Raw genomic sequence first — 12,450 nt, 5'->3', positions numbered from 1 at the left:
TGGACCTCGCCTTTCTGGAGGGCTGAGTGGAACTCCGGAACTTGCGCCATTTCTCGGCGCTCGCCGAGACCTTGAATTACCGGGTCGCCGCCGAGCGTCTGCACCTCACCCAGCCCGCGCTGACGCGCTCGATCGCCGCCCTCGAGCGTGAGCTGGGCGTCCAGCTGTTCGACCGCGACAAACGGCATGTGGCGCTCACCGCCGACGGCGCGGAACTGCTCGAACGGGCGGGCGAGGTGCTGGCCGACGCCGACCGGCTCGCCGCCGCCGCAGACACCATCAGGGCCAGGCGACGGGACGAGGTGCGGGTCGCGCTCTACGGGGTGGCTCTTGCGGAGCTGACGCATCCGGTCATCGAGGCGTTCCGCGAGCGGTATCCCAGAGCCACGATCCGGGTGCACGAAGCGGACTTCCACCAGGGGCAAGCCCCGCTGCTGGCCGGCGAGTGCGACGTGGCGCTGCTGTGTCTGAACGTCGACATGCCGGGCCTGACACGCGTACCGATCTTCACCGAGCCCGTTTCCCTCGCGCTGTGGAAGGGGCATCCGCTGGCCTCGGCCGCCGCGGTGGACATGACCGAGGTCTACGACCAGCCCTGGGTCACCCCCCACCCGGGCGACGACTTGTGGGTGGGGGGACGCCACGGGGACCACGAGGCCCCGACGGTCGGCTCCCACGCCCGCTCGGCCCTGGACATGGCCTCGAAGATCGCCTACCAGCACATGGTGGGACTGATGCCCTTGTCGGGCGCCCGGATGTTCCCGCCACACCCGGGAGTGGAGGCCGTCGCTCCGAAAGAGCCCCTCGGCGCGGTGGCCGCGGTCGCCTATCCGGAGACGGGCCACTCGCCCGCCGCCCCGGCGTTCGCCGAGGTCGCACGCCGGGTGGCCCGACGCGCGACCGGCGTTCCGTACGCCGAACTCGCCCAGTAGAAGCGGTCAGCTCCCGTACGGCGGCTCGCCCGCCCAGGCCGCGTGCAGCACGGCGCGCAGCTCGTCGGCGGAGGCCGGGCGGGGATTCGCGTACGGCGCCCCGAGAGCGACGTCGACCGCACGGTCCACGTCGGCGGCGGTCAGGCCCAGGTCGGCGAGCGATCGCGGGATGCCCAGCCGCTCGCCCAGCTCGTGCAACTCCCGTACCGGATCCGGGACATCGAGCGCCCGGCGCAGCGCCGCCAGCGCCTCGGGAACCGCCGGCGCGTTGAACGCCAGCACATGGGGCAGGACGACGGCGTGTGTCTCGGCGTGCGGCAGGTCGAAGGTGCCGCCGAGCACATGGCAGAGCTTGTGGTGCAGCCCCATGGTGGTCGCGCCGAGACAGGCACCGCACAGCCACGCCCCGTACAGCGCGCGGCTGCGCGCGTCATGCCCCGAGGGGTCGGCGACGATCTCGGGAAGGGCCGCGGCCAGCGCCCGCACACCCTCCTGCGCCATGAGGGAGACGATCGGAGTGGAGTCCGGGGCGTACAGAGCCTCGACGGCGTGCGCGATCGCGTTCATGCCGCTCGTCGCGGACCCCACGGGCGGCATGGTGAGCGTGAGCAGCGGGTCGTACACGACGCTGCGCGGCAACACCTTCGGGTCGCGCCCGGTGCGTTTGACCGCGCCCTCGGTCAGGCCCCAGACGGGTGTCATCTCCGATCCGGCGTACGTCGTCGGGACGGCGACGATCGGCAGGCCGGTCCTGAGCGCGACGGCCTTGGCCAGGCCGGTCACGGAACCCCCGCCGACCGCCACGCAGCCGTCGGCCCTGGCTTCGCGAGCCGCCTCGACGGCCAGGTCGGCGACCTCCACCGGGACGTGCGTCACCGCCCCTGCGTGCAGCCCGGCGCAGGCGTCGCCGAGAGACGCGGCGACGGCACGGGCCGTGTCCAGGCCATGGTCGTCGCACAGCACGAGGACGCGGCGCAGGCCGAGAAGCGCGACCTCGTCGGGCACCGCGTCCGGGACGGCACCCGACCGGAAGAGGACGCGCATCGGCTGTACCTGGTGGGTGAAGTCCAGGGCCTCGCCCTTCACAGGATCACCGGTTGCAGCACGATGTCGAAGCGTGCCCGGCGGAAGGGGTTGGCCAGGCCCAACTCCGCGGCCTCCGCGGGGGAGTCCACCTCGACGAACTCCTCGACCAGGCTCTCCTTCACGGCGAAGACGGCGTCCGACTCCAGATAGTCGCTGCCCGCCACGAAGATGTGCGTCGTCACCGGGCTGTACCCCTCGGCGCCCACGATGAAGTGGACATGGGCCGGACGGTAGGGGTGACGGCCGGTCGCCTCCAGCAGCGAGCCGACCGGCCCGTCCGTCGGAATGGGATACGGGCTCGGAACGCACGAGCGGAACCAGAACCGCCCCTCCGCGTCCGCTGTGAACAGCCCGCGCCCATTGCCCGGCGGCTGCTTCTCCGGCTGCTGGACGTCGTAGAAGCCCTGGTCGTCGGCCTGCCACACGTCCAGCGTCGCACCGGGCAGCGGGGTGCCGTCGACGGAGACGACCCGTCCGCTGATCACACACGGCTCGCTGCCGCCGACCAGATCGATGTTCGCCCCGAGTTCACGGACCGGGGACTCGGTCATGTGGAAGGGGCCGAGCACCGTCGAGTCGGTCGCGGCGGCCGCCTTGTGGTCGTTGATCGTCTCGACGAGCATCGACACACCCAGGACGTCCGACAGCAGGATGAACTCCTGCCGGGTGTCGTCGCACATGTGCCCGGTTGCGGTGAGGAAGTCGATCGCCCGCTCCCACTCGGCCTGGGTCGGCTCGATGTCCCGTACGAAATCGTGCAGGTGACGCGTCAGGGAGGCCAGCACCTCGCGCAGTCGGGGTTCGGAGGTGTGGGCGAAGCTTTCCAGCACCGCCGCCGTCGTCTCGGTCTCCGCGGGCTTCGCGGTCTTCGCCGTGAGGTCCATGGCCGCTCAGCCCCGCCCGAGGATCTGCCGCAGCGCGTCCCGCAGTGCGGCCGTGACGTCACCGGTGGCGTCCTGGCGGCGGAAGGCCACGTGGTTGTCCGGCCGCACCAGCAGCGCGCCCGAGTCGCCGATCTCCCGCAGCCGGGCCCAGTCCCCGTACGGGTCCTCGTGCTCCTGGCCGGGTCCGATGACCGCCGTGGCGATCTCCAGGCCGAACTCCTTGCCGAGGATGCGGGCGGCCTCCGTCCAGGGCTCGCCGCCGATGCCGGTGATCAGGGTGAACCGGCCGTTCCCGCCCAGGTCCAGGGTGGACAGATTGCGGGTGCCCGCGGAGAGCCAGGCGTGCGGGAGCTTGGCGCCGGGGCGGGTGCTCGGCTGGAAGTGCAGCTCGGGGTCGCGTGCGAAGCCGGGGTCCTCGGTGCCGTCCGGGACGATCGCGGCGGAGGTGTAGCGCTGGTTGAGGTCCACGCCGTGGGCGTTGAACTCGTATGCCTTGAAGGCGATCGTCTCCCGCAGCCGCGCCCGCTGCTCCTCGGCCTCCGTAGTGGCGTCCTTGCGGGCGGCGATGTTCCGCCACAGCTGCTCGGGGGTCTGCGGCGCCAGGCCGCCGAGCGCCTCGAAGACGGGTGCCGTTTCACCGATGGACTGGTTGGCCCGGGTGACGACCTGCTTGCCGACCGGTGCCCGCTCGTCACTGTAGGTGTCCAGCAGGGACGGGGACGCGGTGCCGTCCAGGACGAGCTTCAGCTTCCACGCCAGGTTGTAGGAGTCCTGGATGGAGGTGTTGGAGCCCAGCCCGTTGGACGGTGGGTGCCGGTGGCAGGCGTCGCCCGCGCAGAACACCCGGCCGTTGGAGTACGTCTCGGCGTACATCTCGTTGACCGTCCACGCGGAGGACGACTTGATGGTCACCGGGATCTCGTCGTCGCCGATCAGCTTGCGGACGACGGACAGGGCGTATTCCTCGGTGAGGTCCGGCGGCCCGGCGTCGACGTCGTAGCCCCACACGATCAGCCACTCGTTCCACGTCCGTACGCAGCGCACCAGGCCGGCGCCGATGCCGCCCACGGTCGCGCCGGGCGCCAGCACCCAGTAGAGGGTGGCCGGTCGGTGCGCCACGTATTTGCTGAGGTCCGCGTCGAAGACGATGTTGATGCTGCCGGCCACGCCCATCTGGCCGCCCATCGGCAGTCCGGCGTCCTCGGCCACCTTGCTGCGGCCGCCGTCCGCGCCGATCAGGTACTTGGCGCGGATGGTGTACGTGTCGCCGCGCAGCCGGTCGCGGACCGTGGCGGTCACGCCGTCGGCGTCCTGCTCGTGCGACAAATACTCGGTGCCGAACCGCAGTTGGCTTCCGCGCGCTATGGCCGCGTTCACGAGCACCGGCTCCATGAGGTGCTGCGGCATGTCGCACATGCGGGTGGGGCTCGCCAGCTCGTGCGCAGCCTGCACGAGCGGTTCGTTGCCCCAGGACCTCAGCCGGCCGAGCTCCTCGCCCGCGATGGCGGTGCAGAAGACGGTGTTGCCCATCAGATGCTGCGGGGTGGCCTGGGCGATCACATCCTCTTCGACACCCAGGTCACGCAGCACTTCCATGGTCCGCTGGTTGGTGATGTGCGCCCGGGGCGTGTCCGCGAGGCGTGAGTAGCGGGTGACCATGACGTTCGGCACGCCATAGGTGCTCAGTGCCAGTGCGGCGCTCGCTCCCGCGGGCCCGCTTCCCACGATGAGCACATCGGTCTCGACGGTCGGCACGGTCGGCACGGTTGTCATCGGGACGTTTCCTCCACATCGGCCAGTCGCTTGTTCAGCCAGGTCATCAGTGCCTCGGCCACGTCGTCGGAGTTCTTCTCGCCCATGGGCAGGTGACCGTTGCCCGTGAGCCCCAGGTCCGCCAGGCGCAGCAACTCGGCGTCCGCACCGGCCTGGGCGAGGTAGTCGGCGACACCGTGCTGGAACGGCGCGAACGGCGAGGTGTCGGCCGCGACCACGGCGATCGGGAAGCCCTGGAGCCCTGGCAGGGATCGCACGGGGCCGGCCTGTTCGTCCTGGACGAGGCAGTCCTGCAGCCCGTCGCCCCCGGCCTCGCGCAGCCGGAGGCGCAGTTCCTCCGGGGTCCGCGCCGGCGGCTCGTAAGTGATCGGGGCCGCGGTGAGCCCCCACTCCAGCTTTCCGAGGCCGGGCAGTTCGATGAACGGCGGTCCTATCGGCTCGATGGAGACGACGGCCTTCACCAGTCCGGGCCGGGCATCGGCGACCAGCCAGCCGAACGGCGCCCCCATGGAGTGGGTGATCAGCACGGCCGGTCCGATCCGGTCCAGCAACTCGGCCCCGCAGCGCCGCATCTGCTCCTCGTTCTCGGCGAAGGTGGGCAGCGTCGGGCCCTGGCTCGCCATCAACTGGTCCAGCGCGGAGTCGTCGCCGACCTCGCCGCTGCCGGGCCACTGGCTGCCAGGTCGTCCTGCCCCGTCGCAGAACAGCCAGCGGATGAACTCGTACGTCGGCGCCGCGCCCTCGATGGGCCCGAGGACATCGGGGTGGTACGGGGAGCGCCCGTGACCTGGACGGTCGACCACGTACACGGCGTAACCGGCCTGGAGGAACCGGGTGGCCCAGCCGGGGCGCCCGTCCGGCGTCGACAGGTAGTCCGTGCCTTGGCCGCCGCCCCCGTGGACCATCACCACGGGCAGCGGATGCCGGAGATCGGCCGGGATCTGGTACTGGATGTACATCGCGGCCTCGGCGGCGGTCCCGGCCTCGGTCGGCTTGCGCCCGACACCGACCCAGAACGCGCCTTGCTCGCTGATCGTCAACGGCGAGGCGGCACGGGCCGGCTCGGCGGTTCCGGGTGGTGGGGAGCTGGTCATCGGCGAACCTCCGTCACGGCGTCTGCGCCCATGCCCAGCACTATTGGTGACCGGCTCCGGGGCGGTCCAATGCCGGTTGGGGACGTCGTGATGCATGGCGCTCATCAGCGTCCCCGAGGGCGGGTACTTCACCGGGAAGGTGGGCGTGGCAGCGAGGGTGACCAGGGCGTCGGTGCAGAGCGCGGCCTCCAGCTGCTCCACGACCGGCAGTTTGTGCTGCGGGTCGCGGTCGGAGAGGCCGGTCAGGTGGAAGCTGCCGGTGCCGACCCAATCGCTCGCGACGTCGTCGACTCGGCGAGACAACACGACCGAGCCGCGAGAGGCAGACCTGGAGCAGGACTACCCGCCCTCGCACCCCCGGCAAGTGGAAGCGGTACGCGCCATCGCCGCCAAGTACCAGTTCGACCTCACCGGCGGCCGGCTCCGCGCCCGCACCCCCGACGATCGGGCTTGAGTTGAACGGGGCGGGGCTAATCGACCAGGTCCAGTGCGGCCCCGACGATGCTTTCGGTGTCAAGGTGGTGGTATCGGTAGACCTCGTCCAAGGAGCCGGACTGCCCGAAGCGGGTGACGCCAAGTGCTGTGGTCGGGACCTGGTTGATCGTGGCGAGGAAGGCCAGCGAGTGCGGGTGACCGTCCAGGATCGTGACCAGGGGTGTCGCCCTGTCGGCGGGAAACACCTCGTCAAGGATCCAGTGGTCGGCCGGGTCCTGGCCCTGGCGGGCACGCACGGCGCGGTAGAGGAGGTCGGGGCTGGTGATGCAGATGACGTCAGCCCGGATGCCGCTCTGGTCAAGGCGGTCGGCGGCCGCGAGGGCCTCCGGCACGAGGGCGCCCATGACGGCGAGGGCCACCACCGGGTCGTCTGTGCGCCGCAGAGCGTAGGCCCCGCCTACGACCTGCCGTCGGCGGATTTCCCGGGCGGCAGGATCGACCGGGACGGCGGCGAGGCCCTGATCGATCGGGCGGGTGGACAGTCGCAGATAGGCCGATGTGCCATCCGGCTTCCCAAGGCGTCCGAGACTGGCCAGCAGGGTCCATTCGGTGTCGATGACGAAGGCCGGTTCGTAGGTCACGCAGTCGGGCTGTTCGATGCCGATCGAGGGAGTCTTGATCGATTGGTGGGCGCCGCCTTCCGGGGCGAGGGTCACCCCGGAAGGGGTGCCGACCAGAATGGACTGTCCCCCGGCGTAGATGCCGTACGACCACGGCTCCAGGGCGCGTTCGACGAACGGGTCGTAGAGCACGCCGATCGGCAGCAGGGGCTGGCCCCACCGGCTCCAGGCCGCGCCGAGCTCACCGATGAGGCCGACCAGGTTGACCTCGGCGATGCCCAGCTCGATGTGCTGTCCGCTGGGCTTTTCCCGCCAGTGCAGGATCGTTTCGCGGTCGTCGGCGAACCAGTCGGTCCGCTCGGTGGCCGACCAGACACCGACCTTGTTGACCCACCCACCGAGATTCGTCGATGAGCTGACGTCGGGGCTCACCGTGACTATGCGCCGCGCGACATCGGGTGCCTGGCGGCTGAGGTCGAGCAGTGTCCGACCGAGCGCGGCCTGGGTGGTGGCCTTTGTGGACGTGGGTGTGCGGCCAAGGTCGAGCGGCAGAGTCTGCGGCGGGGCCAGGGAGACTTCCTCCCGTCGCAGGCGCTGTGCGGTCTCGCGGCAGAGCTCCGCCACAAGGCTGCCCGCGGGTGGCGGCCTCCACGGATCGTCCACATCAGCCCCGACCCGGTCCGCCAGCTGACTGATCTGGTTCCCGGTCAGCAGCGCGGAGTGGTTCTGAGGGTGGCCCTGCATGGGCAGGCCGTAGCCTTTGACGGTGTAGGCGAGGATCACGGTGGGCCGTGTGTCGTCGATCGCACCGAATGCCGCGTCGAGCCCGTCAAGATCATGGCCGCCGAGGTTGGCCAGGGCCCTGACCAAGCTCTCGTCGTCCAGTCTGGTGATCAGCTTGGTGATACCGGCCGCATCGGGGCCGGTGCCGGGCAGCCGACGGCGTACCTCGTCGGCGTCGCAGCGCAGCAGGCGCTGGAATTCCGGGTTGCTCATATCGTCGATACGCCGGCGAAGGGCATCTCCGCCCGGCTGCCGGAAGAGTTCTTCGAGGACTTTTCCGTACTTCAGCTCTATCACCTGCCAGCCGGCAGCGCTGAAGAGCCCACGGAGTCGGTCTGCGGCCAGGTGCGGGACGACCCTGTCCAGCGACTGGCGGTTGAGGTCGACAATCCACACGATCTCGCCCAGGTCGGAGACGGCAGGGTCCAGCACGGCCTCCCACACTGCTCCCTCGTCGAGTTCGGCGTCGCCGACCAGCGAGTACTGCCGGCCGGTGCCGGCTCCGCCGAAGGAACACTCCACATAGCGGCGGGTCATCGCGCCCCATATCGGCGCGGTCGCGCCGATGCCCACGGAGCCGGTGGAGTAGTCCACCGGGTCAGGGTCCTTCGCGCGGCTCGGGTAGCTCTGCAGCCCGCCGAACTCGCGCAGCCGAGAGAGGTAGGACCTGTCGAGGCTGCCGAGCAGGTAGTTGATCGCGTGCAGGACGGGCGAGGCGTGCGGCTTGACCGAAACCCGGTCGCCGGCGCGTAGATGCCTGAACCACAAGACGGTCATCAGCGACACCATCGAGGCCGACGACGCCTGGTGTCCGCCCACCTTCAGGCCCGACGTGTTGGGGCGGACGCGATTGGCATGGTCGATGATCGCGGTCGACAACCACAGAACCCGGTTCTCGACCTCGCGGAGTACGGCGAGGTCCTCGGAGATTGTGGTCTGGCCGAGTGGGGGGCTCGTCATTGTTGCCGTCCTTGACTTCGGTGTGAAACACGAACCATGAGAGTGCGCTTCCGCTCTCACATCTGCGGGGTGAGAAGCCATCGAGAAGGCTGCCTGGACCGAGACGGTCTGGGAGCCGTGAGCGGGAGCGATGCGCGAGGACCCACCGCTGTGAGCAAGGGTGCGCCCGCACCTTGCGAGGGTTCTTACAGCGTGTGACGGCGGCCGCCGGTAGCGGTGCCCAGGGGGAGGGAATGGTGCCAGAGGGTGTGTTTACAAGGAGGTCCTCGGTCATTGAGGCACCTTCACAGCGTTGTCTTATTCGATGTTCGGGCTACTCACTGCTGGCACGACGGAGTCTGCTCCCAGTTGGCGAGCAATAGCCGGATCGGGCTTCCAGTACGGCTGCCAATGGTCGCGCAGGAACCGGTTCAGCTCCGGCGTCGCCTGCCCGGCCGTGCCGGTGGTGCGCCAGGCGACGTGGCCGTCCGGCCGTACCAGAACCGCGCCGTGTCGGCCGACCTCGAACAGCTCCACGAGCGTCCCCTCCTCGGCCGGGGACGCCGCGACCAGGCCGACGACGCGCACCGGGAGCGGGCAGTCGGCAGGTCGCTCCCGCAGTGCGCGCTCCCATGCCCCGGGATCCGGTGTGACGAGGGCCAGTCCATCGTGCGGGAGCAGGTCGTGGACCGGGCGCGGGGTGTCCTCGTGCTGGACGACGGCGTGGGGGAGGCGGGCGCCGGGACGGGTGGTGGGGCGGTAGGTGACCACGTCGCCACCACCTGGCGGAGGGGTTTCGGCGTGGATGAGCGGACCGTCGTAGGTGTAGCCGAACTCGAGCCCGGTGGAGACGAAGTGCTCGAGCTGGTCAGGGATGGCGGCGGCGATGTGTGCCCGGACTCGCCGGCCGCGGGGGGTACTCGCGAGCAGCACTCCGGTGCGCTTGAGCTGGAGCGGGGTGAGGCGGTCGCAGGCCCAGCCCAGCGCGCGAGGGGGCACCCGGGACAACAGCGGGTGGGCGAGGGCCTCGGTGGTCTGCCGCACCGCGCGGTTGGTGATTCCCACGGGCGCGGTCACCTCGTCGAGGAGGAAGTGGTTGGCGACACTCTGCTCGGCGAAGCGTTCGACGACGGGTCTGCGCTCGGACTCGTATGTGTCGAGCAGGACGTCGTCGGCGCCTCCACGGAGCACCGCGGCGATCTTCCAGGCGAGGTTGTGGGCGTCCTGCACACCGCTGTTGAGGCCGAAACCGCCCGTGTGCGGGAAACGGTGCGCCGCGTCGCCGGCGAGGAGCAGGCGCCCCTGCCGGAAGGCGCGGGCCGTCTGGGAGGTCATCTTCCACGTGCCCGTGGACCGGATGGTGACCTCGGTGCTGCCCAGCACCCGCGGGAGTGCCCGTTCCCAATAGCGCCGGCTGTCCCTGGCGATTTCCTGTTCCGGGTGTAGGTAGGCGGTCATCAGGATGTAGTCGTCGTTCGCGTGGGCGATCATGACGCCGCAGAAGTCGGGCTGGTAGATCCAGCTGAGCAGCGGGCGGACCGTGCCGGGCGGGTGCAGTTCGGGGGCGTGGAAGAAGACGCTGCCCATGTTCGCCAGGACCGGGCCCTGCAGCGGAATGCCGGCGCTGTCCCGGACCATGCTGTTGGCGCCGTCGGCGGCGACCAGGTAGGCGGCATCGAGTGCCTGCGTGGCGCGCTCGGTGTGCACGGCGATCCGGTCGGCGCCCGCCTCGATCGCGCTGACCGCGGTGCCGGGGCGGAAGTCGACGAGCGGCTCGCGATCCAGCGCCGCCCAGAGCACGGGCATGAGCTGGTGCTGTCCGATGTGGGCGATCAGGAAAGGGCTGTGCGCCTGGAGGTCGGTAAGACGGTCGGGGTCCGACAGCAGGTCGATCTCGCCGAGCGACTCGGTGAGCCGTGAGCACCAGCGGATGATGTTGATCGTGTCTGTGGGCGGCGCCAGCGCGGTGATCTCCGTGGCAAGCCGGGGTGACGTGTGGTGCCAGATCTCGAGTGAGCGGGCGTTGATGATGTGGGCCGCAGGGTGCATCAGGGGCTGCTCGCGGCGTTCGAGCACCGTGCTGGGAATACCGTGTCGGGCCAGCAGTAGTGCGAGGGTGCTTCCCGTCGGGCCTGCGCCCGCGATCACGACCGGTGCGGTGCGCATGGCCTAGAGAGTCTTCCAGGTGATCGCCCGCCTGTTGGCCCGTGGTGTGGTGCCGCGCGGGGTGCCCGCGCCGGGCCGGAGCAGCTCGGCCGGGTCGTCGCCGCGGCGCAGCCGCTCGAGCAGGTAGTCCGGGTCGAACTCGGTGCCGATCGGGTTGGCGGCGAACTCCTTGCTGCCGAAGAAGGCGGCAGTGGCCTCAGTGGTGGGGAAGTTGTCCACCTGGAACTCCAGGCGGATGCCGTCGGGGTCCTCGTAGTACAGCGAGGTGGTCGGCCCGTGGTTGATGGCCCAGACCGGGCGGATGCCCGCCTGCTTGAGTCGCTCGTAGGTGGTGAGCAGGTGTTCGAGCGAGGCGAACTGGACGGCGAGGTGGTCGATCCCGTACACCTTGCGCCGCAGCCGTGCCAGCGGGAAGAGGTAGCGCAGGACAGACGGCACCGTGACCAGCGCCAGCCGGTGATGCTCGTGGTCCCAGCTGAGGAATGTGACCTGCCGGCCCTCGTGCACCACGCGGGCGCCGAAGACCACGCGATACCACGTGATCATCTCGTCGCGGCGGGCGGTCTTGACGACCCAGTGCGCGACGAAGGCCGGCGCGGTGTCGCTCGCGTTCGTGGGCCTGTGGGTGCCGGCTTCTTTGGCGGCTTCCATGATCGGTCCTTTCAGGATGTGGTGATGGTGGTGTGCTGGCGGCCGAGGTTGATGGAGCCGTCGGGGCTGCGAATGCTCGCGGTCACGAGGTCACCGGGCTGGAGGTAGGGCTTGCGGAGGTTGGAGCGGATGAACATCCGCCAGAGCCTGTCCTCGGATAGCAGCGCCGTGGCCAGGCGGCGGACCAGCGCCGGCGGGGTGGTCGCGGTACAGCCGTGGGGGGTGCCGGTGAGCAGCAGGTCTCCGGGACTGAGGTCGCAGAACGTGGTCAGCTCGGTGAGAGTCTCAGCGGGCCGGTAGAGCAGGTTGCGGGTGCTGTCGTGCTGGCGGAGCTCGCCGTTGACCTCCAGGCGCAGTTCCAGGTCGTCCAGGAGCGGGAACTCGCCCGGATCCGGGACCGCGAGATAGGGCCCGACCGGGCAGAACCCGCGGTAGCTCTTGCCCTTGAGGTACTGGCCCTGCGGGAGCTGGACGTCGCGGGCGGAGAGGTCGTCGGCGATGGTGATGCCGAAGACGTACTCGTGGAGATTCTCGGCGGTGACGGTCTCCGGCTGGGTGACCTGCTTGCGCAGCACCAGGGCGAGCTCGATCTCGTGGTCGAGCAGCCGCACGTGGGGCGGCCGGGTGACGGGTGTGTCGGGACCGGTGACCGTGGCGTCCGTCTTGTCGAAGAACAGGTTGAAGGGCCGCGCGTCGGGATCCATCCCGGACTCGATCGCGTGCTGCCGGTAATTGGCGCCCTGGCACAGGACGCGGCAGGGCGTGGTCACCGGGGACAGCAGCTCCACCGACTCGGTCGGCACTCGGGCAGGTCGCTCAACGGCCAACCGCCAGTCGTCGGCGCCGTCACGGATGAGGTCCGCGGTCGAGGCGTAGCTGCCGGCCAGCGGCGACAGGCCACCGTCGGCGACGGTCGCCCACCGGATCTCGTCGTCGAGGCGGTAGCGGGCGAGGTGGATCACCATGCGCGTTCCTTCGCGGGGCGGCAGCAGACCAGCAAGGCCGGCGCCGGTGCGAGCGATCGCGGCCAGTAGCCGAAGTACATGCCGACAGTTCAGCGGACACAGCCGTCGAGGCGCTTGGCTCG

Annotated in this window: 9 protein-coding genes; 1 reads left to right on the top strand and 8 read right to left on the bottom strand. The window is 70.2% G+C overall.

Going from position 1 to position 12,450, the window contains the following annotated elements; genetic code table 11:
• Positions 1–26 precede the first annotated feature (26 nt).
• Positions 27–932, top strand: a complete 906-nt coding sequence (locus tag ACFZDK_RS15850) for a LysR substrate-binding domain-containing protein (RefSeq protein ID WP_390972874.1) — start codon at positions 27–29, stop codon at positions 930–932.
• 6 nt (positions 933–938) lie between these two features.
• Here the strand turns inward: ACFZDK_RS15850 and ACFZDK_RS15845 are convergent, their stop codons facing one another.
• From ACFZDK_RS15845 to ACFZDK_RS15810, 8 genes are all read right to left on the bottom strand, one after another.
• Positions 939–2,018 carry an iron-containing alcohol dehydrogenase gene (locus ACFZDK_RS15845; RefSeq protein WP_390972872.1) on the bottom strand — a complete coding sequence of 360 codons (1,080 nt, stop codon included), beginning with the start codon at positions 2,016–2,018 and terminating at the stop codon, positions 939–941.
• Entirely contained in the window at positions 2,015–2,902 is an 888-nt protein-coding gene (locus ACFZDK_RS15840; protein ID WP_390972870.1) for a dioxygenase, read from the bottom strand. The genes ACFZDK_RS15845 and ACFZDK_RS15840 overlap by 4 nt, the downstream gene beginning before the upstream one ends.
• A 6-nt stretch (positions 2,903–2,908) precedes the next feature.
• A complete protein-coding gene (locus ACFZDK_RS15835) occupies positions 2,909–4,675 on the bottom strand; it encodes an FAD-dependent monooxygenase (RefSeq protein WP_390972868.1) in 1,767 nt (588 codons plus the stop codon).
• Entirely contained in the window at positions 4,672–6,075 is a 1,404-nt protein-coding gene (locus ACFZDK_RS15830) for an alpha/beta fold hydrolase (protein WP_390972866.1), read from the bottom strand. Before ACFZDK_RS15830 ends, ACFZDK_RS15835 begins: the two co-directional genes overlap by 4 nt.
• A 164-nt stretch (positions 6,076–6,239) precedes the next feature.
• Positions 6,240–8,567, bottom strand: coding sequence for a pyruvate dehydrogenase (locus tag ACFZDK_RS15825; protein WP_390972864.1), 2,328 nt, complete (start codon positions 8,565–8,567; stop codon positions 6,240–6,242).
• A 297-nt stretch (positions 8,568–8,864) separates the two neighbouring features.
• Positions 8,865–10,712, bottom strand: a complete 1,848-nt coding sequence (locus tag ACFZDK_RS15820) for an FAD-dependent monooxygenase (protein ID WP_390972862.1) — start codon at positions 10,710–10,712, stop codon at positions 8,865–8,867.
• Between the two features lie 3 nt (positions 10,713–10,715).
• Positions 10,716–11,363, bottom strand: a complete 648-nt coding sequence (locus ACFZDK_RS15815; protein ID WP_390972861.1) for a VOC family protein — start codon at positions 11,361–11,363, stop codon at positions 10,716–10,718.
• Positions 11,364–11,374: 11 nt separating this feature from the next.
• Positions 11,375–12,328, bottom strand: a complete 954-nt coding sequence (locus tag ACFZDK_RS15810) for a fumarylacetoacetate hydrolase family protein (protein WP_390972859.1) — start codon at positions 12,326–12,328, stop codon at positions 11,375–11,377.
• Between the last annotated feature and the right edge of the window lie 122 nt (positions 12,329–12,450).

This window comes from Streptomyces sp. NPDC007901 (assembly GCF_042959465.1).
Classification (GTDB): Bacteria; Actinomycetota; Actinomycetes; order Streptomycetales; family Streptomycetaceae; genus Streptomyces.
Note: the sequence above shows the minus strand (reverse complement) of the source record. Positions and strands in the feature narration are given on the sequence as shown.

Coding starts and splice junctions, on each gene's coding strand:
- ACFZDK_RS15820 (WP_390972862.1), bottom strand. CDS start 10,712: ATGCGCACCGCACCGGTCGTGATCGCGGGCGCAGGCCCGACGGGAAGC.
- ACFZDK_RS15815 (WP_390972861.1), bottom strand. CDS start 11,363: ATGGAAGCCGCCAAAGAAGCCGGCACCCACAGGCCCACGAACGCGAGC.
- ACFZDK_RS15835 (WP_390972868.1), bottom strand. CDS start 4,675: ATGACAACCGTGCCGACCGTGCCGACCGTCGAGACCGATGTGCTCATC.
- ACFZDK_RS15810 (WP_390972859.1), bottom strand. CDS start 12,328: ATGGTGATCCACCTCGCCCGCTACCGCCTCGACGACGAGATCCGGTGG.
- ACFZDK_RS15840 (WP_390972870.1), bottom strand. CDS start 2,902: ATGGACCTCACGGCGAAGACCGCGAAGCCCGCGGAGACCGAGACGACG.
- ACFZDK_RS15825 (WP_390972864.1), bottom strand. CDS start 8,567: ATGACGAGCCCCCCACTCGGCCAGACCACAATCTCCGAGGACCTCGCC.